A 19964-nucleotide genomic window follows, 5' to 3' on the forward strand; every position below is an offset into this window, starting at 1 on the left:
GCAGGCATGGCGCACTGCACACGCGTAAACTGCCTGCATGGCATCCAGCGACGCTTCCCTTCCGGACGATACCGAGGCCTTGAAGGCTCTCCTGCTCGCGCGTGAGGCGGCGTTACGTGAGCACGAAGGCGAGCTTACGGATCTGCGCGACACTGTAACGATGCTCCGGAAGACACTCTCCGACCGGGCGCTCGAGATCGAGCACCTGAAGCTGTGGATCGCGAAGCTCCAGCGCATGCAGTTCGGGCGCAAGTCGGAGAAGATTGATCGCCAGATCGAGCAACTCGAATTGCGTCTCGAAGATCTGCAGGCCGACGATGGCGCGGCAACGGGCGACGCACCAACAAGGCCCCGCTCTGAGACCGGCAAGTCGACGGGACGCAAGCCGCTTCCGGAACATCTACACCGCGAAGTCGTTGTACATCAGCCCGAGGACGCGTGCTGTCCCCAATGCGGTGGCGCGCTTGGCGACCTCGGCGAGGACGTTTCCGAGCAACTCGACTATGTACCGGGGCATTGGCGAGTGATCCGTCATCGCCGACTCAAGAAGGCCTGTCACTGTTGCGACTGCATCGTGCAGGCGGCTGCGCCCAATCGGCCAATCGATCGCGGCATGCCCGGTCCCGGGTTGCTCGCACATGTTCTGGTCGCCAAATTCTGTGACCACCTTCCCCTGTACCGACAGTCAGTGATCTATGCGCGAGACGGCGTGGACCTCAGCCGTTCGACACTCGCGGACTGGGTCGGCCAGTGCAGTGCGTTGCTCCGGCCACTCGTAGACGTTGTTCGCCGGTATGTGATGGCCGCTTCGAAGATCCACGCGGATGATACCCCCGTACCGGTGCTCGAACCCGGTAATGGGAAGACCCGTACCGCACGTCTCTGGACGTACGTTCGGGATGACCGGCCGGCTGGCTCTAAGGATGCACCAGCGGTCTGGTTCGCATACAGTCCCACAAGGGCCGGTGAATATCCGCAGGCCCATCTGAAGGACTTCAGGGGAACGTTGCAGGCCGATGCGTTCGCGGGGTACAACGCGATCTACGAACGTGGTGATGTGCGTGAGGCTGCATGCATGGCGCACGCGCGTCGCAAATTCCACGATCTGTTCGTCGCACGAAGAAATGAAGTCAACACTGAAGCGTTGCGCCGGATCGGAGAGCTGTACGCAATTGAGGCCACGATTCGCGGCAAACCACCAGACGAACGACGACGTGTCAGGCAGGAGCAGGCGCGTCCGTTACTCGATGCCTTCGAGATGTGGCTGCGCTCGACATTGGGCACGGTGTCGCAGAAAGGCGATACCGCCAAAGCCATCAACTACGCGCTGAATCAGTGGGCAGCGCTCACGCTGTACGTCGACGACGGCGCCGTGGAAATCGACAACAACGCAGCCGAACGCGCTTTACGTGCCGTCGCTCTCGGCCGAAAAAACTTCCTGCACTTCGGTTCCGACAGCGGGGGCGAACGCGGGGCCGCTATCTACACTCTGGTTGGCACCGCCAAACTGAATGGCCTAGATCCCGAAGCCTACCTGCGCCACGTCATCGCTCGCATCGCCGAGCACCCTGTCAATCGCGTCAACGAACTGTTGCCATGGGTCGTCGCCGATCAGCTTCACCACGACGCCGTCTGACTCAACGCGCTGTGTTCAACTGTTCGATATCAACATGCCGTCAAGAACGGTCGTGGTCGGACGGTTACAACCAAGCCAATACAGCGTGATCTGAAGGGTCGTTTTTTTCAGGTGCCACATTCAACGCGCGTTTTCACACGGGCTCGGCCGATCAGCGACTGCGGCCATTGCGACAATTGATGTTGCGGTATATACCGGCGCTCATGGCGTTTTCGTCTCCGAACGCTGTTTAACCGCGACATTCATTGCCTGAAAATTCCGCTGCGTGTCTTCGATTACGTCTTTCGTCAAACGCCCAACGAGCAATCCCGAAAAAGACTCTGTTTGTTCGAGATGGGTACCCCCAGTTGTGGCCGTCAGATGAATGCAATGTGTGCCGTCGAAAACGCCGCGAATCCACACACTGCCGCGCCAGCAAATGTCATGTTGCGGACGGACGACCAGAACTGTCGGCCTGAACACCATCGAATCTGGGCCATGCCCTAAGACGATGCGGATTGTCTCTCCCGCCCTGAAGTCGCCGTCGACGCGCGTAATGAAGGGATTCCAGTCAGAATATGCGGCGCTGTTCGAGACGACGTGCCAGACATCCGCGGGCGGCCGATCGATGAAAATGTCAGCTCGCGTACTGATGTCTTCGTGCAGGGCAAGAAGGGCGCCAATTACGCCGACAACGATAACAGTGACGCCTCCCAGCAACATTCTTCGTAAGCCCATATCCGCCCCGTAGTCGGTTGCAATTGCAATGCTGCAGTCTCGAACTGCACAGATTGTTGACGATCAAGGCAGCGACGTCGAGTGTCTCAAACTGGCCGATCGGGTGAGTTCGCCAGCGGCCGCTTACTGGCACTCCAGTTTGCAAATCCGGATCTGGCTGACTGACCGGTTCGGAGAGGGTTATTTGACCGGAGTGGGTCCGCGCTGAGTCCGTTCAACCAGCAAACTCATCGCTGCAAAACGGCCAGTGGCCACTAAGCGGCCGCTTGCAGTGGGCGGCGAGAAGTTTGATTTGCCCCCTATTTAGACGTCGTGCGGGTGGGCTCTTAGGTTTTTCCTCACTTCAGTTCTTGTGAGCCTTGCCGATAAAACGCTGAGACCATCAACGTCCTTTTCTTGAGTAATGCGTACATCTTCATGTGCAATTCTTCGGCACGTGCTAGGCCTTGCCGCCTCGGTGCTTGCGACTGTGTTCGCGTTATCCTGCCTGTGGGAATTTAAGCTCGAAAGCTCGTCCATGCGCGCACTAGGACTCGCGTATGAACCCTCATTCGAGTCATCGGAACGCTGGCGTTTCATTCTGACGTCAACTTGCTTCGCCATCATTGCTCTCATCGCGCCCTCAATCTGGCTGCTTCGATCGCTGCGCATTCAGCGGGATGGTTACGCCGAGCTAAAACGCGCGCAGGCGCAGAGTGAAAAACTGGCGCGCCATGACCCGCTTACCGGGCTGTTTAACCGGCGCGTGTTCAATGAGCGCCTCGTAGCGACACTTGCTGATAAACAATGCGCCGCTGCCGTGTTCCTTATTGACCTCGACGGGTTCAAGCGGATCAACGACCGCTACGGCCATGCGACTGGCGACAAGGTGTTATGCGAGATCGCCCATCGACTCCGGAGCATCGCTGGACGGGCAGAGGCATGCATCGCCCGCATAGGTGGCGACGAGTTCGCCATGATTATTGACGAAGGCAACAAGCGGTGCCTCTCCGACCTCGCCATGCACATCATAGCCAATCTCGGCATTCCTCTCACCTCACTGGAAGGCACCACTTCGGTGAGCGCCACCATCGGCATCAGCCTTGCACACGTCGATGCTGCGTTGCCGGATGACTTGCTGCATTGTGCCGACCATGCAATGTACCGGGGGAAAAGCACTGGCATCACAAGGTTTCACTTCTATGAGCCGGGTTATGAGGAGGCCCAGCAACTCGCCAGCAAGTTTGAATCCGACCTCGCCATTGCCATCGCGCATAACAGGATCGAGCCGTATTTTCAGCCAATCGTCGGCTTGCCAGATCAAAGCGTCGTTGGTTTTGAGATCCTGGCACGCTGGCAATGCCCTAATCGCGGTCTGCAAGCGCCAGCGGACTTCATCCCTGTCGCTGATCGCCTTGGCCTGATTCCGGAAATGACGTTTTCCTTGCTCGCAAGGTCGATCGAATGTGCGCGGCATTGGCCTGATCACTTGACACTTGCGATCAATGTCTCAACATCGATGCTCGAAGAGACAGGCTTCGCCGATCGGCTTTGCGACGCAATAAGCGAACATGATTTTTCCGCGCGAAGGCTCGAAATTGAGATTACCGAGCAGGCGTTCGTCTCTAACATCTCGGCGGTACGGGAGAACCTGGCGAAACTTCATGCGCGAGGAATAACTGTCGCCCTTGACGATTTCGGAACTGGTTATTCCGGGATCTATCATCTGACCCATCTCGCCATCGACAAGATCAAAATCGACAGGTCCTTTCTCAACGTGAGTATCCAGAAACAGGAGAAGGTCGTTACCGCAGTGCTGGGCCTCGCAAGAAGTCTGGATATTAAGACGATTGCGGAAGGTGTCGAAGACGAAAACGTTATGCTTTGGCTGTGCGCCCACTCTTGTGATTTTGCACAGGGCTATCTGTTTGGCAAGCCGATCCCAGCAGATCAGGCCACACGGCTCATCGAGGAAATGCGGGATTGTCCGCATCCGCTTCGATGGCGCTGCGGCGCGGAACAGGTTTCGTCAATGACGGCTGGCGAAGAGTAAAGCATGCATCAAATTATTTGCTGCTTGCGGTTGTCGTCTACTGCGTCAAGCGCATCGTAGAGCGCGTCTGCGTCATACGGCAAAGCGAATGGCCGTTGTGCGTTCCCTTATGGCCAGCTGGTGGAACAGGCATCGGCAGGCTGAATTAGGTCGACACCGGAACTTTGCCGGCAACAGCGAGGGGGTGGCCACGGCTTCTCGACGCGGGCCGGACGCCCGGCCCGGGTATCGGATGACCAGGCTACACAGTTGTTGACCCGAACAATGCCTGCCGTCCCGCCGCTTTAGGGCCGCGGCTGCAGCATCGGCACCCTCCTCTGCCCCCGCTTCCCCACTTCAGGATGGGCAGTGATCGAGTCTCGGATTGGAAAGGAAAATTATAAGGAGCCTAAAGGAAAAACCCCTTCACAATAGGGCCGAGATAACCGGAAAACTGCACGGAAATCAAGGGGACACCAGTGTCGGAGGGCAGTCAACGACAGGCGCTGATCTTCCTAAATGCGATGTTCACTTGACTGGCCGACGCGGGTTATCAGCGCGACGATCCAACGGCGCTTCTGCGGCGTTGCGCGAAAAGGTCCGCGCAGCGTGTCACGCGATACTGTCCACCTCGCAAAGGGATGAAGTGAAGCAGTTTGTCGAACAGCATTCGGGAGAGACCTGGACGCAGCGTGCGTACTTCGCCTGGTGCCGCTGGATAACCACGTTGCTCGATCTAGGGGCGTGCATCTCGAAGGTCGGCGGCGGCCAGATGAGCAGTTTTTCAGACGGCTTGGGGCAGACGGACGCGATGAATAGTAGCTTTAGACGCTTGGTAAGGGCGACAAGGATCGGATCGTCCCTGTGGCGAGGGAGGTTATTCCGGCCCTACGACACCTCGGGACTGGCAGCGGGCGCTCGCCCGGCCCACCCGGTCTGAGGAAAACCGCGCTGGGATGCCGTTTAAGGGGGGCTGATTGGGACGCCAGGCCCAATGCTTGCGACTTCGTTTCCGGACAAGGAGTTGCACGCATGAAAACGACGCTCGATCAGTTCAAAACGCAATTATCAACATTGCTTCGGGATCTTATTCCATGCACAGCTGCGGATCTCACGGATAGTGCCATCGCATATTGGGATGGGCACCGAGTGGTCTACTGTTATCTCGATGAAAACGACCTGATCGACGCAGAGTTCGATCTTGACGTCGGTCTCTGGAAAGAATGGCAAGACTACCTGTCGGAGTGGATGGCAGCACCGCTCTTCAGCGTTAGGCCCGAATTAGGGGACTTGCTAAAGGATTCGCCGCCGAACGAGGCGGGCTGATTGATTGGCGCTCAAAGCGCGGGAGCCAGGGTGGCTTTCAACAGATGCTATTTACACGTCGATGGGGACCTGGCTGCCGACGCGGGACGAATAATCCGGGCTGGGGAAGTCACCGCGGAGCGCCCCCCTGCAGGTCTGAAGGATGGGCATTGAAAATGGTTCCGCGCCTAGGTTGTCGCGAGAGGCCGTCCACTTGGTCCCGTCTGTCAGGCCCACGGTTTGCTTCACGGCCTCGGACCTTGAAGGAGTTCTCGTGAAAATTGCCCAACTGCATTCCCGACTCGATTCAATCCAGCGCCGGATCGCCCTGCTCGACAACGACGTTCGGATCCAATGCGGCGTGATCGATCTGCTGGCAAGGCTCGGCACCGATACTCAGACGCTCGAAGCCGAGCTCGCCACGATCGTCCGCGAAATGACCTACTGGCAACATCAGCGCGAGGTCGTCGCAACGCGGATCGAATATCACCCGGCGAATGCCGAGTTCGCTGCCAAAGGATTGCCGCTGGCTGCGTAGGCGTTTCGGCGCCGAACCGCTCTCGACCCGCTTACTGGTTCATCTTCCAATCCCTTGCCGTTGGTCCACGGCCCGAAGAGCCCGGTGGATAGCGCCACCAGCATGCAGGGGGTGATACCGGGGAGCCGCCCCAGTTACGCCAAACTCACGCAGCGATACTGCAGTGAAGAACCCGGACAACATGCGGGGTTGGTGTGTCCGCCCAGCAATAGCGCGGTCTCATGGCGACCGGAAGCTCAGAATGTCAGCGGAAACATGAAGCGAGAGAACAACATATTGGAGCGACATTTCACTACGCAAGAGGGTGCATTGCGCCGCCTCATTCGAATCCGGAGGGAACAAAGCGAGAGCGACCTTCTCGACGTCACCGGGCGCCGAAAAGATGGCGCCGAACTCGCGGGGATTCAAGAAATCTTACGCGAGCTTCGGCGCGGGCAAGTCGCTTTTTTTTTCTATTCCGATCTATTGAAAAGCCAGGTTGTATTCGTGAGCTAGTAATCAACCGGCGAGTGGTTCACACAGATGTGTCACGGGACCAGTGATTGCAACCGATCGCCATACTTGTTCATCGTGCCAAGGACCATCGAATGGCCCGCCCGAAATTGAAACCGGTGCCGCTGCAAAGATCGAGAAACCGTGGGCTGCTACTCGACGAAGGTCGGCACCAGTCCAACCAGGGTCTGCGTCCGGTGCCACGCGATCACCAGGTCATCATCTTCATTCCAGATTGCTCTGTTTTGTCACTCTGACAAGCGACCAATCGTAACCAAGTGCTCGCACGCGAGCCTCCAGACTGGCCAGGACTTCAGCGGCCGGGTGTGCGGTGCGCGTCAGTATCCATAGGTAGCGACCCGACGGCTCGCCGACGATCGTCCAGTCATAATTGTCGCCATGGTCCAGGATCCAGTAATTTGCATAGAATGGCCCAAAAAATGAGACTTTCAATTTTGCATTTGTCATGGGGTCAGCAATTTTCGCTTTACCAACCGCCTGCCTGAACTCGGCAGAGCCGCCCGATTTGCGGCCACGATTGATGACCTTCACCGTGCCATCGTCGTTGAGAAAATACTCCGCTGTGACGTCATCCATGTCTCTTTCGAACGATGCCTCATAGCGAAATTGCTCATACCATCGACCCATGTATTTGCTCAGGTCGACTGTTCTGGCCGGTTGCGGCACGGCGTTATTGCCGACCGGCCCGGGTCGAGGGATATATGCGCAGGCTCCTAAAAATAACGTTGCCCCTGTCAGCGCGGTAACGATAATCTTCTTTTGCATGGTTAGGTATCCTTCACCAGGTGGCGGGGGATATGGGAGTCTCCCCCGTTTCATATACGCCAGGTCATCTGACGGTCAACGAGGCGTCTTGAAGAGAGAGACTGATTGATCCCTTCGTGGGCGGATCAGCGAACCGTGGTAATGAACCGGCTGGATATTCGCAATATCGGTACCCGGCGTTGCCGGCAGGTAGCCGCAAAATCAACTGACTATCCGGTCAGCCTGCGATAGGCGCTTAGGTGCCGAACCAGCCCCTGCCTGTCGCCGCGAATTTCGCTCAGTCGGGCCATGTTGAAATGAGCATCGGCATTTGTCGGGTCTAACTCGACGCATCTGCCGTAAGCGTCCAACGCCGCATCGTATCGTTTGAGTTCTTCGAGAACGACAGCACGGTTGAAATGTAGCAGCGCATCGTCGGGAAAATGCGTCAATGCATTATCGAAGCCGTCCAGCGCCTCTTCGCACCGTGTTTCAGCCTCACTCCATCCCAACGAGTGCTGGCGGCAGATTTGCAAAGAACATCGCCATCTGTTCGCGCTTCACCTGCTTCCTGAGAACCACCTTGCCGTGCCCGTCAACACCGTGAAGCTGGAACACGTTCTTTGCCAGGTCGATACCAATGGTTGTAGCCTTCATGATGGGCGCTCCCGTCTGAGAAGTGGTTAATACGCAACTCCACTTTGGCACGCTGATGCCGTTTCGGGTGGGGGCGTCCATCCCATTGCTTTCCGGCGATGAGTTTGAAGAGCGGACGGACTCAGCCCGACCCTCAGCGAACTATCGGCTTTCCTGTAACCGGTCATTCAAATGGGTCGGTTTGGGCCCTCGCATGTTTGCGTGTGGATCAAGTCGAGCTTCACATGTTGACGCCAAATTCAGTGTGGCCATAGGTGAGGCAATTGATGCGAGCAGGCGATCCTGCGGGATGCCATCACCCGCTTGCACTGAGATCCCATGCGAATGAGTCGCGTAGTCGCCAAGCAGTTGTATATTCGCATCGGCTTTTAGCGGTTCATCCTGAACGGCCTGCTCCAGCCGATCGACGATGAACTGTGTACGCGCGCGCCGGTGTCCCGCAAGCCTGGCCACCACGTGATCGTTTTCAGCCGAGCAACTGATCGCCGCGGATACCACCAGACAGCCATGCGAATATCTGCGTCTGGTATAGCTTGTCACCGCATCGCGCAACACGCGTTCCGTCGCAGCGTGAATTTCCGGTTCCTCAACCATCGTCAGGTCTGCGAATCCGCCCTTCCCTGCCTCATACAGCGCCACAGCTTCGCGAAACAACGCCTACTCCAACGGACTCGCCGTGGATTCAATCAGCAATAGCACGCAGACCAGCAGAGCCGCGCCCAAGTTGTAGAGCATCCCCGTCGCGAAAGCCGACGCGTATTGGCCTGCTTGCGCTGCCGAGCCGTTACCTTGGGCAAGCGTTGCACTGAACAGGATACCGACGACGGCTACACCTAGCGCCGCACCGACCTGCTGAAAGGTAGAGATCACGCCCGACGCCATCCCGGCCTGGGTCTCATCGACAAAGCCCAAGACCAGATTCAACAGCGGCGTCATGATGAAACCCTGGCCCGCACCAACGACTACCAGAACAGGAATAAGGCGCGCAGGCACCAGTTCGGCACCCGCCATCCGCACTTGCGCGATTAGCAGCGCGATCGAAACCGCGTAGACCAGCGCACCCGCAACGATGGCGCGTGTTCTCCAGCGCGCCACCAGACGCGGCGCGGCCAGCGACGCCAGCACGAAGCCCACGCTACAGGGGGCGAAGATACTGCCGGCAATGAATGGGTCGAGCCCCAGTCCGGTCTGCACTAGCAAAGCGAAGCTTAGGAAGAACGAGCTGGACGTGGAATAGACCAGCAAGATCAGCACTGCGCCCAATGCAAAACGAGGCTGCGCCAGTAGCCGCATATCTACCAATGGCAATCCGCCTGCCCTCCGTCGCTGCTCCTGCTGACGATGGAACAGCGCGAGCAAGGCGACCGCCATGCCTAGCGACCAATAGCTCCAGGCCGGCCAGTCTTGCCCCGGCCCCTCGATTAGCGGCACCAGCAGCATCGTCAGCCCGGCGCTGGCCAGCGCCACGCCCGTCCAGTCCAGGGCCGGGCGTTGCAGGGCGCGCGATTCGGGAATGTGGCGTGCAGCCCCGATGGCAAACAGGCCGACGGGCACGTTGATGAGAAAAATACAGCGCCAGCCCAACCCGAACGCGTCCGCATGCAACAGCCCGCCGCCTAGCAATTGCCCCGCGATGGCGGCCAGACCCAGTGTCATGCCTAGCAGGCCAAAGGCGCGGCGGCAGTCGTCGCCGTTAAAGTTCACGCGGATGGACGCATACACCTGCGGAAACAGCAACGCCGACGCCAGCCCTTGCAACACGCGCGCGCCGATCAGGAAGCCAGGGTTGGGCGCCAGTCCGCACAGGGCCGACGCCACGGTGAAAGCTGCCATGCCGACGGCGAACAGCCGGCGGCGGCCGAACAGGTCACCGAGCCTGCCACCGGTAATCAGCAGAACTCCGAAGGCTAGTTCATAGCCAGCCACGATGAAGCCGATCTGCGCGAAGCTCGCGCCCAGCCCGAGCTGCACGCTGGGAATGGCAACGTTGACCACGAAAAGGTCGAAGATCGTGACAAAGCCGCCCAATAGCAACACAGACAGACCACGCCACGGAGGGCCGTTGAGAGCGCGAACGGGCTGCGTCGTAAAGCTGGAGTTTGAGTTCAACTTGCGTACCCAGTGAGAAAGATTCGATCATTCTCAAAGCCAATTTAAACAATTACAATTTAACTGTTTATGCTATTACTAAAAGCGATGAGTCAAACGACGCGAACTCTGGAACGAACTCGCTCCGATTTGGCGGCCTTTCTGGTGGCGCACCGAGCGCGGTTGTCTCCCGTCGATGTTGGCTTACCCAGCGGCGGCCGTCGCCGCACGCCAGGGCTTCGACGCGAGGAAGTGGCCGCTCTCGCTGGCGTCGGCCTGACCTGGTACACATGGCTGGAACAGGGGCGCAACATAGGCGTGTCGGCCACCTTTCTGGACAACCTCGCGCGGGTGCTGAAACTGGATGCAGCCGAACGCCGCCACCTGTTCCTGCTGGTCCACGAACGTCCTCCCGCCGAGCCAGGCAAGACATGGTGCGTGTTGCCGCCGCTGGTTCGACGCATGATGCACGATCTGCCGCACGCGGCCTTTGTGCTCAACCTGCGTTGGGACGTATTGGGATTCAATCCGCTGGCTGATGCGCTTTTCAGTTTCAGTTCGCACTCGCTCGAACGACGCAACCTGTTGTGGCTGCTGTTCACCGATCCGCTCTTGCGTGAGCGCGTGGACGCATGGGAAAAACAAGCCCCGCTGATGCTGTCGAGCTTCCGCCGCGACTTCGCTCGCGCCTCGCAGGAAGCCGACATTCATGAACTGGTGGACGAACTGGAACGGGTGTCGCCGGAGTTCAAGGCGTGGTGGCAAACGCACGACGTGCGTGCTTCCTGCACTGGTTTGCGCATGATGATGATCGAGGGCAAAGCCGAGCCGTTCGAGCACACCTCGCTAACCGTTGACGAGGATCGGCACCTTAGGCTTGTGGTCTATGCGCGGCAGCAGGATGGCGGCTGACCGGACGGCGGCAGTCCCCTGATGTCCAGCCCATTTGCGCAGCGCTAGCGCAGTGAGGCTCTTCGACCGGGACAGGGGAGTAACCGCGATGCCTCAAATCCATCGGAGTGCACCCTCTGTTCGTCCGCTGCCAGAGGCGGATCTGGCCGACACCACGTTGGGATGGACCCTGATCAGGCACGCTGACAAAAATCAAAGGGCGGCCGATCTGAACGCCGCTGCTAATAAATTAGCGCTCAAGACGTATGAGTTCGCGCATGAAGGACAGACGATGCCTCCGCTGAAAGTGCCATACAAACCTTAGCATGACGAATCGGTCCGCGGATAGTTTGTGGTGGGCTACTGCGCGTAGCGGCGGACCGTCATCGACCCGTTGCAGACAATCGCGGTGCATGCATTGACTGTCCGCTCTATGCGCGATTGCTGACAGCGAGCCGGCAGCGATTGATGCGCCGTCGTCGTCACAATGCGAACGTGGGCCTCTCCTTTAACTTCGCCGGTTGTTTTAGTTAAGCAAACAGAGTCGCGTGCCGTCGAATAAAAGCCTCGACTGTCATGGGTGGCGTCCCGGTGAGGTCCTCGACAACCGTATTCGTACCCGCGAACACGCCATCTTGATAATCAACTGCGACAGACATCAGATGCTGGGCAAACGTATCGCTAAACTTGGCATCGCTATCCAGGCGCTTCCTGAACAGATCCAGGTCGATCGGCCGATATGTCACTTCACGTCCCAAGGCCTTGCTCATCTCCGAAGCAATCTCGTAGTGATTCATTTCCACCGGGCCATGCAATGGATATACCTTTCCTGAATGCGAAACAGGGTCTCTGAGTATGGCGGCAATCACTCGACCCTGGTCTTCTGCCGCAATAGGCGCATGTCGCCCGTCTCCGAAAGGAAGTTGCAGCACACCTTCCTTCCTGATGCTTGACACCTGTCCAGGATAGGTCAGCCACTGCGCAAAGAAGGTTGGGCGAAGGTGTGTGACCGGCGTGCCGGACCAGTCAAAGATTCGCTCGGAAATCCAGTGATCTCGTGCGGCATGACTCTTCGCCGCTTTGCGAGCTGAGATCTGTGACATGTTCACAATTGCGCGAACTCCCTGCTCACGCGCAGCCTGCGCAAAGTAAGCGCTGGCCGAGACACCGCCTGACTCGATGGGAAATACAAAATAGGCAGAATAGATACCTTCAAGCACAGCGCTGACGTCGTCGATATCCGAGAGATTTCCAACGACCACCTCGACACCCCGCGCCTTAAGCCGCTCGGACCGGTCATCCTCCTTTCGGACCAGTGTCCGCACGCGCTCCCCCGCATCTAGAAGCTCATCTGTCGCGGCTCCGCCGGTATCGCCTGTCGCCCCGGCTACAAAGATTGTCCGATCAGTCATGCAATGTCTCCAGAAATTGCTTCAAGCTGGTGCGCGTACCTCTCGCACATTCCGCCGAAGGCTCGCGCCTATAGTGCATGCGCCTTGAGCCACGCACGGATCGACTGGACAAGCTCGGCTTTGCGTTCGAGAGGAAGCCAATGTCCAGCGGGAAGGTTCGCGACGGAAAGGTCTGTACAACTGGCATGCATGGGTTCGCCGAGCCGGCCGCGGTTGATGTCGCAGATCGCATCCCAATCGCCATTCACGAACAGGACGGGTTGATGCAGACGGCCATTGTCGGGTGCGGTTGAAGTGTAGGCGATGTTGACCGCGTCGTTCAGGTACCACGAATTGGCTGGGCGGAATCCACTGTCGCGAAACGACTGGACCAAAGCATCGAAGTCAGCAGATGGCCACATTGTCGGGTCAGGGGGCGTGGCCGGGGCGCGATGAGCTGAGCCATAGCGCCCACCGTTATTTGTGATCAAGGCCGACGGAGAGACCATGCCCGCGGACGCAGGATTTCCTGGGCGATACAGTGATGCCAACGCCGCAGAGAGGTCTGCCTCGAAGTCACTTACCGTCTGTTCGAAGTGGGTCAGGTAAAACCGATAGTAATCCCACTGTCCGTCGGGATGAAGGTGGAGCGGGTACAGCTGTCGATCGATGAGCGGCAAAAGGCTGGGCAGCGCGAAGCCGTCCGGGAAATAGGGCACCGAAATCAGTACCTGGCCGCGACTGCGGTCGCTGTGCTGTGCGGCAAGCGTCCCGACCACCGGGCTTCCCCAGTCATGCCCGACCCAGATTGCCGGACGCCCTCCCAAATGGTCGTGGAACTCGACCATGTCCTGAACGATCTCGCTCAGGGCGTAGGCCTCGGGCGCGGTCGGACTCGACGAGCCGCCGTAGCCGCGCATGTCTGGCGCGACGCAACGCCAGCCTTCAGCCGAAAATGCCTCGAGCTGGGCGCGCCACATCAGGCCAATTCCCGGCCAGCCATGAATGAAAACCATCACGGGCCCATCGGCCGGTCCGCACTCCCAGTAATGTGTCGTGTGACGTGGCGAGGTGAAGGTGCGCGCGCTCAGTTTAGTCATGGATTGTCAGTGGGAAGGTTTGAGGACTGACAAGTTCCGGGTCCGGTCCGCCGCGTTCTCCGGTGTCGAGCGCGCTGATTGCCTGGACCTCGTCAGCCGCAAGCGCGAAGCTGAAAATATCGATGTTCTCGGCGATTCGTTCCTGACGCACGGATTTGGGAATTGGACAGGTGCCTATCTGGATCTGCCAGCGCAGAATGATCTGTGCGGGACTTTTTCCGTACTTTGCGGCGAGTTGAGCCACGCCCGGATGGGACAGCGGATCGAGCACCCTTCCCGACGCCTTTGCTTTCTCTCCGTCACGCTTGATACCGCCGATGGGAGACCACGCTTGCGTAACGATCCCCAGCTTCCCGTCGGCTTCGCGAAGTTCCTTTTGGGTGAAGAACGGGTGTACTTCTATCTGGTTCACAGCCGGGATATGTCCGGTTTGCTCGATCAGGTTGCGAAGATGAGCAGAGCTGAAGTTGCACACCCCGATCGCCCGGACGCGCCCCTCCTCAACAAGCTTCATCGCGGCTCTGTAAGATGCGACAGTTTCATCAAAGGCCGAAGGGACGGGCCAATGAGTCAGATACAGATCCAGATAGTCGAATCCGAGCTTGCGCAGACTTCTATCGAAGGCATGGAGAGTCTGGTCGTAACCGTAGTCCGTCATCCACACCTTGGTCGTAACAAAAATATCCTCGCGAGGTACACCGGAAGCGCGAACCGCTTCACCCACCTGCTGCTCATTCATGTAGGCCGCGGCCGTATCGATAAGCCGGTATCCGTTGGCGACTGCCGACTGCACGGCATTCACCGTCTGTTCCGGCTCACTTCGAAACACCCCGAAGCCGAAGCCAGGCATCTCGATTCCATTGTTCAGCTTGAAAACAGGGCCTTTGAAAGTCGCCATCGTCGATTCCATTTGAGTTGATTGTCGTTACGCCGCTGTGTTCATCTGAAGCAACGTCGCTCTATCTCGTACCACGACGCCCGGCGCGTGTTGGCAGCAAGCGCGCTGGTCGAAGTCACGCGGGACTGACGTTGTGTAGGAATTTGACGAGATGCTCATTGACCACGTCCGTGGCTTCGTGCTGCACCCAATGGCCCACATCATCCAGGTCAAGGCTCCCCACGAGACCGGGAAGACCGGCACACATCTGGTTCGCCGTAATCGGATATAGCTCCTGCATGCCATCCGCTTTCCCCCAGATGAAAAACGAGGGTTGGTTGATCCTTGCGCCCTTCCATGGAGCGGACAAGTAGAAATACGGCTCCGCGGCTCGATAGTAGTTCAAGCCACCATGGAAGCCAGTCCGCTGAAATTCAGCGATGTTGTAAGCGACATAATCGGGTTGCGCCCATGACGGTATAGGGATGGGCGCGGCACGGTGGAGGCTTCGGGCCGGATCCATCGGACTCCAACGCTTGTCGGCTGGAGCAGAACCTGAGGCCCAATACAGCATTCCGGGTATGGTGACCGCGGCATCAGCCCAAATCTGATCGGCGTCGGGCCGGATCTGTTCGAACATATAAAAGCGGTCTTGATGGCCCGATTTCCGCATGCGTTCAAACACGCTCACATCCCCACGCGGAACGTAGGGCACGCTCAGGCAAAACACCGCTGTAAATCGATCGGGACGCAGCAGCGCGGCGTTCCATGCGTGTGTGGCCCCCCAGTCGTGGCCCACGAGGACTGCCGTGGGGATATTCAGCGCGTCGAGTAGCCCAATCAGATCCCCTGTCGTGTGCAGCGGTGTGTACAACGTCGCGTCCGTGGGGGCGGAACTGCGGCCATAGCCGCGCATGTCCGGAGCAATTGCCCGGTATCCGGCAGCCGATACCGTTTCCATCTGTCGGCGCCACGTATAGGACGTATCCGGAAAGCCATGGACAAAAAGCACAACCGGTCCATCTCCTTGCTCGGTGACGTGCAAAGAGATGCCATTGGTGCTGATGTCATACTCCTTGAATGTATGACCTCCGCCGGTCAGGGGACTTTGAGCGTTCGCCCGCTGATCCAGCAACAGACTCGCGCCCAACGCAGTGCCATTGGCGAGGAACGTGCGGCGAGCAAGAGAGGATGGCGGTGTCAGAGCAGGTGCCGCTTCGGTGAAATTGCTATCCATGGAGTAGTCTCGGCTAGTCATGCTTCGGTTCGGGGACTCGCACATAGTAGAAGCCGGCGATCGGTCCGGCGGGTCGTTTATCCGACAATTCAGGCCATACTTGCGAAGCGACGTGTATGACGTCGGTATCGACCGCTAGAATCGCAGCCGGGGTCAGACGGAACCGCGAAGTCAGCGACAGCCGGCGCGCTGCTGGAAAGCCCTGCACACCTCGCCCGCATGTCAGAAGCATGTTCGGCTATACAACTTTCCCCAGAGGACATGTCATGCTTCGTATCGGCTATATAGTCACCCCGAATTTTCAGGTGATGATCTTCAGCGGCCTGACAGTGTTTGAAATGGCGAACCGTCTGACAAAAGAACCTCACTACGAGATACGTCTGATTTCTGAGGAAGGTGGGCCCGTCAAAAGTTCTCTCGGATACTCCGTCATGACGGACCGTTTCGATGAGGGTAGTTTCGATACGGTGATCATTGGCGGCGTTATAGATGGCGTGTATGAGCCAAGCCCGGCACTGGTCGATTTTCTACAAACAGCGGTGAAGACCACCCGCCGTGTGGCCTCGATGTGCACCGGAGCATTCTTCCTGGCAAAAGCCGGGATTCTCGACGATCGACGCGCCACGACCCACTGGGCGCATGCTCGCGCATTGCAGAGCAGCTATCCGAAGATCAACGTCGCAGAAGATCGTATCTTCATCGTCGATGGTCCCGTATGGACATCTGCGGGCATGACAGCAGGGACCGATCTGGCGATTTCCATGGTAGAACGCGACCTCGGCGTAGAAATAGCCAGCACCATTGCCAAGCGGATGGTCATGTTCCACCGACGTGCCGGCGGGCAGCTGCAACACTCGACCTTGCTGGATCTCGAAGCCAGAAGTGATCGAATCCAGACCGCATTGGTGTTTGCAAAGAATAATTTGCACACTCAGTTGACGGTGGACCGACTCGCCGAAGCCGCCAATTTGAGCGTGCGGCAGTTCACCCGCGCGTTCCGCGAGGAAACAGGGCAATCACCCGCGAAGGCTGTGGAAAATTTGCGGCTAGAAGCAGCGCGTCTCATGGTTGAGCAAGGCCGGTTGCCTATCGACGTTGTTGCGCGAGAGACTGGTTTTGCTGATCCAGACAGAATGCGTCGGGCGTTTTTGCGGGCGTTCGGTCAGCCGCCTCAAGCTGTTCGACGTGCAGCGCGGGGGTAAGCAAGCGGCTAAGGCGAACCGGGCAAAAGCGGACCAAGATCGAATCGTTGCTCGCTCCAATTCTCAACGCCGAGAAAGCGACCACGGATGCTGTAAACCAAAGTGGCTCCTTTGGTGTCAGTACCGGTCATTCTGATCCATCTGTTCGACTGTCGCTTGTTGGCCGAAAGTCGCCCGACCGCCTCTCTCGGATGCGGCTACGCCAGCCATCCTCTGTGACCTAGAAAATCGTTAGAGTAGCTGTCGACATCAGTCGGCTCACTCGCGATCAATGGGTCGTTGCGGTGGCCAGTCGTCACCGCATATTGAAAAATTTTCCGGTTTGCAGAATCCCTGAATTACAACTTCCGCGCGTCCAGTTTCATCCGCCTGTCCATCCTTCTTTATTGGCTCAGTGTACGTATGCAACCGCTCGCGAAGCTGCAGTGGCGCATGTTCTGTGTAGAAGCTTTTTATCGCATCTGCTCGTGCACGGGCTAGTTCCGCTTGGATATCTTTATTGACATCGTTGGAGACTTCGTCGCCATGCGCGAGAACGACAAAAACATTCACGGCCACAAAATCATCCCAATGCTCAATCAGTTTCATGAGCCGGGTTTGCTCTCGGTCCGCAATCTCGAATTTCCCTTCTTCGAAGTGTACTGTTATCTCTTTTGAATAGCTCAAAGGCACGAATGCTGTGCAATTCAAAGCGCAGGTCGACAGCGCCAAAGCAGTGAGCAGCTTTACGAAATACTGCATTTGCTTTTTCTCCGTAATGAGGTGGCGCTGCAAGAGAAAAAATTGAGACCGGGGTAGTTAACGTCTGCATGTGGTGTGTACCCCACCTTTAACGTTTTTCATTGGGAAATTGTGACGCCCGTATGCAAACGACTAACAACGCGTCCGCTGAGATCGTCACCGATCCACATCCTCCTCGACGCGCGGTTCGCCTATGCAGGTCAGTCAGCGTCGTGACAGGAAACATGCAAATCTCATCGGTCGCTGACAAGTGAGGTTAGTTTTCGGAAAATTACAGCAGTTCAAACGCGGCATTGTCAACGATCTGGGATCAAAGTTCGACTGACCGCTCGTGGCCGATCACTGACTTATGCAAGCAGCATGCAGTGACCACCTCGCGTGAACTCGCGATCGGCAGTACGCGACCAGTTGCTGTCAGTCGCTTGGCGAAGTTGAGTGGCGGCGGTGCAGCGAATGCGGTCGGTCGACGGAGGACCACAACCCGAAGGCGGAATGCCAAGCGATACGCGAAGCTGGTCAAGGCTGATAGGTTATTCTTGAAGCAAGAGATCGGAGCTATGGCGGTCGCTCTGGAAGGCCGCCAAATCGCAACCGAAACCATGGCGCCGACGGGCCTTGGCCGTGATAGCGGATGTCCCGCCTATGCACAGGCGCGCCGGCGGAGCCAACACGTTCGGCCTCTTCGACCTCGCCACGCAAGCGTTTGGTCAGGATAGTTGAACGCCCAGCAGGGCGAGAGCGTCAGCGGCCTTCCGAAGCGCCTCGGTTCGCTCCTGCTCGAGCCGCTGGGGGTATGGCGGGTCGATCTCGTGGGTCGTGCACAGCGGGTTGTTGCATTGACAGGGCCGGATGGCGTTCGCCTTGATGCCTTCGTCGAGCGTCATGCGCAGCGTGTTGAGCTTCTTCGAGCAATTCGTGAGCCCCTCCGAGACACGAGCGTCCGGGAAGACGTGGCTTGGCGGCACGCGCGAAATGATCGCCCCCTCGCGGTCGCGCCAAATGCCGGTGTTAAGGGCCCCAATGGTGTCCGAGATGGCCTGCCTGAATGCCGGCATTGAGCTCTCGCAGTGGATCGGCGTTTGAAAAGCTGGCCGGTTGAACAGGCGCGCGACAAGTAAACCAGCCTCTTTCTCGGTCGCAGGATCGAGCTCCAGCATGAACTCGCGAAGCTCCGCCTCGTCGTCGGGCAACTGGTCGCCGTTGAAGAAGCGGTTAAGGACTGACGGCGCGTGAAAGCGCAGGTGCTCCTCGAAATCAGGGCCAGACCAAACCTGGCAAATCTTGATCTTATTGGCGTCCGCGTGGGCCTTGCACTTGTCTTTGGTCTCGGCACTCACGTCCCCTCCGGCTATCACGATGACCTCATGGGGCGGCGTGCCTTGAGTGCTCGTCAGTCGGTCGATGTCTTTCTTGGCTTTGGCCAGCGTGAATTTCTGCCAGTTCGCGCACGCGACCACGACAGTGGCCTCGTTGCCAAGTTCATCTTCGCAGACGCCGATGATGTCGCGCCCTTTGTCGCCGCCGGTTTGCCCGTGCCAGTTCAGCCACCGCCATGCCCGCATGCGCAAGAGCGTTGCGAATACCATGCGCTCGAAGTCGCGACCCGACAAATTTTTGAAGTGGATGGGATGAACCATGCCCGTGAAGATGAGTTTGGAGCTTTTAGGCTTTGATGTCGACATGGCTTAGATTGGTCCCGCTGGGCTTGTCCCACCGGTTTGCGCGCTTGTTGTAGAAGGCTACATTGTTAATTAGATCGCCCCGATCTCCTATACACCTTCGAGCCGTTGGAAATAGAGTCGTTCGAACTCGGTCGGCGAGGTTTTGCTTGCCATGTCGTGGCAGCGATTGGGGTTCACCATGTGCGAACAGGAAGGGCGCACCTTCTGCAGGCGTGAGGTGATCAAGAAGGCCCACTCCAGATAACGCAAGGCGGCATGCGCAGCCGTGCGCCGGAGCAGCTCGGCGTGTATTCGCTCGAATCCGGCCTCAGCGCGCAGAAAAGGTATCCTCGGCGGCGGCCGCAATACGTCCGCCAGGCATAGCAGGCGACTGATCGAGCGCCCTAACGCAGCCCACGACCTCCGAAGCTTGATGTTCCGTTCCGTCCCGGCCCGCAGCAGGTACTCAGCTTCGGCGGAGCGACCAGCTGCTCACAATCTGCAGGCCGCGTTCATAGGTTCGGGGCGCATGACTGGTAATGGCCGCATCAAGGCAATGCAACCAGCAATCCACTCGCCCGAAAGCGGCCATTGAGCGATAGCAGACCAGACCTCGACTACGCGAATTGGATGGCGACCTCGACCGGCGGCTTCT

General features: G+C 58.2%; 16 protein-coding genes and 2 pseudogenes. 6 read left to right on the plus strand and 12 right to left on the minus strand.

Features of this window, described 5'->3' with window-relative positions:
• Positions 1-37 precede the first annotated feature (37 nt).
• Positions 38-1636, plus strand: coding sequence for an IS66 family transposase (gene tnpC, locus ABH945_RS35310; protein ID WP_429253751.1), 1599 nt, complete (start codon positions 38-40; stop codon positions 1634-1636).
• A 201-nt stretch (positions 1637-1837) separates the two neighbouring features.
• On the opposite strand, the gene ABH945_RS35315 is transcribed toward tnpC, so the two are convergent.
• Entirely contained in the window at positions 1838-2338 is a 501-nt protein-coding gene (locus ABH945_RS35315) for an SRPBCC family protein (RefSeq protein ID WP_429253752.1), read from the minus strand.
• Between the two features lie 532 nt (positions 2339-2870).
• Here ABH945_RS35315 and ABH945_RS35320 point away from each other — a divergent pair.
• From ABH945_RS35320 to ABH945_RS35330, 3 genes are all read left to right on the plus strand, one after another.
• Positions 2871-4385 carry a putative bifunctional diguanylate cyclase/phosphodiesterase gene (locus ABH945_RS35320; protein WP_429253753.1) on the plus strand — a complete coding sequence of 505 codons (1515 nt, stop codon included), beginning with the start codon at positions 2871-2873 and terminating at the stop codon, positions 4383-4385.
• A gap of 1011 nt (positions 4386-5396) precedes the next feature.
• A complete protein-coding gene (locus ABH945_RS35325; RefSeq protein ID WP_429253754.1) occupies positions 5397-5690 on the plus strand; it encodes a hypothetical protein in 294 nt (97 codons plus the stop codon).
• A 253-nt stretch (positions 5691-5943) separates the two neighbouring features.
• A complete protein-coding gene (locus tag ABH945_RS35330) occupies positions 5944-6207 on the plus strand; it encodes a hypothetical protein (RefSeq protein WP_429253755.1) in 264 nt (87 codons plus the stop codon).
• A gap of 717 nt (positions 6208-6924) precedes the next feature.
• Here ABH945_RS35330 and ABH945_RS35335 read toward each other — a convergent pair.
• The 5 genes and pseudogenes from ABH945_RS35335 to ABH945_RS35355 all read right to left on the minus strand — a co-directional run bounded on the left by ABH945_RS35335 (position 6925) and on the right by ABH945_RS35355 (position 10158).
• Positions 6925-7485, minus strand: coding sequence for a lipocalin family protein (locus tag ABH945_RS35335; protein ID WP_429253756.1), 561 nt, complete (start codon positions 7483-7485; stop codon positions 6925-6927).
• Between the two features lie 209 nt (positions 7486-7694).
• Positions 7695-7964: pseudogene (locus ABH945_RS35340) on the minus strand (tetratricopeptide repeat protein); the annotation flags it as partial.
• 1 nt (position 7965) lies between these two features.
• Positions 7966-8121, minus strand: a pseudogene (locus tag ABH945_RS35345) (IS110 family transposase); the annotation flags it as partial.
• Positions 8122-8262: 141 nt separating this feature from the next.
• On the minus strand, positions 8263-8775 hold the full coding sequence (locus ABH945_RS35350) for a TetR family transcriptional regulator C-terminal domain-containing protein (protein ID WP_429253757.1): 513 nt from the start codon (positions 8773-8775) through the stop codon (positions 8263-8265).
• 3 nt (positions 8776-8778) lie between these two features.
• Entirely contained in the window at positions 8779-10158 is a 1380-nt protein-coding gene (locus ABH945_RS35355) for an MFS transporter (RefSeq protein WP_429253758.1), read from the minus strand.
• 159 nt (positions 10159-10317) lie between these two features.
• On the opposite strand from ABH945_RS35355, the gene ABH945_RS35360 reads away from it, so the two are divergent.
• Positions 10318-11121 (plus strand): helix-turn-helix transcriptional regulator, encoded by an 804-nt coding sequence (locus tag ABH945_RS35360; protein WP_429253759.1) that lies wholly within the window; start codon positions 10318-10320, stop codon positions 11119-11121.
• Between the two features lie 509 nt (positions 11122-11630).
• On the opposite strand, the gene ABH945_RS35365 is transcribed toward ABH945_RS35360, so the two are convergent.
• The 4 genes from ABH945_RS35365 to ABH945_RS35380 all read right to left on the minus strand — a co-directional run bounded on the left by ABH945_RS35365 (position 11631) and on the right by ABH945_RS35380 (position 15705).
• Complete coding sequence (locus tag ABH945_RS35365; protein WP_429253760.1) at positions 11631-12512, minus strand: NmrA family NAD(P)-binding protein; 882 nt, start codon at positions 12510-12512, stop codon at positions 11631-11633.
• 68 nt (positions 12513-12580) lie between these two features.
• Positions 12581-13591, minus strand: coding sequence for an alpha/beta fold hydrolase (locus tag ABH945_RS35370; protein WP_429253761.1), 1011 nt, complete (start codon positions 13589-13591; stop codon positions 12581-12583).
• Complete coding sequence (locus ABH945_RS35375) at positions 13584-14501, minus strand: aldo/keto reductase (RefSeq protein ID WP_429253762.1); 918 nt, start codon at positions 14499-14501, stop codon at positions 13584-13586. The genes ABH945_RS35370 and ABH945_RS35375 overlap by 8 nt, the downstream gene beginning before the upstream one ends.
• Before the next feature lie 103 nt (positions 14502-14604).
• Positions 14605-15705 carry an alpha/beta fold hydrolase gene (locus ABH945_RS35380; protein WP_083380289.1) on the minus strand — a complete coding sequence of 367 codons (1101 nt, stop codon included), beginning with the start codon at positions 15703-15705 and terminating at the stop codon, positions 14605-14607.
• Between the two features lie 266 nt (positions 15706-15971).
• Here ABH945_RS35380 and ABH945_RS35385 point away from each other — a divergent pair, with 266 nt between their 5' ends.
• Positions 15972-16907 carry a GlxA family transcriptional regulator gene (locus ABH945_RS35385; protein ID WP_074774931.1) on the plus strand — a complete coding sequence of 312 codons (936 nt, stop codon included), beginning with the start codon at positions 15972-15974 and terminating at the stop codon, positions 16905-16907.
• Between the two features lie 258 nt (positions 16908-17165).
• On the opposite strand, the gene ABH945_RS35390 is transcribed toward ABH945_RS35385, so the two are convergent.
• Together ABH945_RS35390 and ABH945_RS35395 are read right to left on the minus strand one after the other, a co-directional pair.
• On the minus strand, positions 17166-17648 hold the full coding sequence (locus ABH945_RS35390) for a hypothetical protein (RefSeq protein WP_074774494.1): 483 nt from the start codon (positions 17646-17648) through the stop codon (positions 17166-17168).
• A gap of 707 nt (positions 17649-18355) precedes the next feature.
• Positions 18356-19330, minus strand: a complete 975-nt coding sequence (locus ABH945_RS35395) for a restriction endonuclease (protein WP_429253763.1) — start codon at positions 19328-19330, stop codon at positions 18356-18358.
• Positions 19331-19964: the final 634 nt, after the last annotated feature.

The sequence above is a fragment of the Paraburkholderia sp. GAS333 genome, assembly GCF_050435665.1.
Classification (GTDB): Bacteria; Pseudomonadota; Gammaproteobacteria; order Burkholderiales; family Burkholderiaceae; genus Paraburkholderia; species Paraburkholderia fungorum_A.

Excerpts from the sequence above, each read along its gene's own strand:
- ABH945_RS35365 (WP_429253760.1), bottom strand. The coding sequence starts at position 12,512 with ATGACTGATCGGACAATCTTTGTAGCCGGGGCGACAGGCGATACCGGC.
- ABH945_RS35390 (WP_074774494.1), bottom strand. The coding sequence starts at position 17,648 with ATGCAGTATTTCGTAAAGCTGCTCACTGCTTTGGCGCTGTCGACCTGC.
- ABH945_RS35320 (WP_429253753.1), top strand. The coding sequence starts at position 2,871 with ATGCGCGCACTAGGACTCGCGTATGAACCCTCATTCGAGTCATCGGAA.
- ABH945_RS35380 (WP_083380289.1), bottom strand. The coding sequence starts at position 15,705 with ATGGATAGCAATTTCACCGAAGCGGCACCTGCTCTGACACCGCCATCC.
- ABH945_RS35375 (WP_429253762.1), bottom strand. The coding sequence starts at position 14,501 with ATGGAATCGACGATGGCGACTTTCAAAGGCCCTGTTTTCAAGCTGAAC.
- ABH945_RS35360 (WP_429253759.1), top strand. The coding sequence starts at position 10,318 with ATGAGTCAAACGACGCGAACTCTGGAACGAACTCGCTCCGATTTGGCG.
- ABH945_RS35315 (WP_429253752.1), bottom strand. The coding sequence starts at position 2,338 with ATGTTGCTGGGAGGCGTCACTGTTATCGTTGTCGGCGTAATTGGCGCC.
- ABH945_RS35395 (WP_429253763.1), bottom strand. The coding sequence starts at position 19,330 with ATGTCGACATCAAAGCCTAAAAGCTCCAAACTCATCTTCACGGGCATG.
- ABH945_RS35385 (WP_074774931.1), top strand. The coding sequence starts at position 15,972 with ATGCTTCGTATCGGCTATATAGTCACCCCGAATTTTCAGGTGATGATC.
- ABH945_RS35335 (WP_429253756.1), bottom strand. The coding sequence starts at position 7,485 with ATGCAAAAGAAGATTATCGTTACCGCGCTGACAGGGGCAACGTTATTT.
- ABH945_RS35370 (WP_429253761.1), bottom strand. The coding sequence starts at position 13,591 with ATGACTAAACTGAGCGCGCGCACCTTCACCTCGCCACGTCACACGACA.
- tnpC (WP_429253751.1), top strand. The coding sequence starts at position 38 with ATGGCATCCAGCGACGCTTCCCTTCCGGACGATACCGAGGCCTTGAAG.
- ABH945_RS35325 (WP_429253754.1), top strand. The coding sequence starts at position 5,397 with ATGAAAACGACGCTCGATCAGTTCAAAACGCAATTATCAACATTGCTT.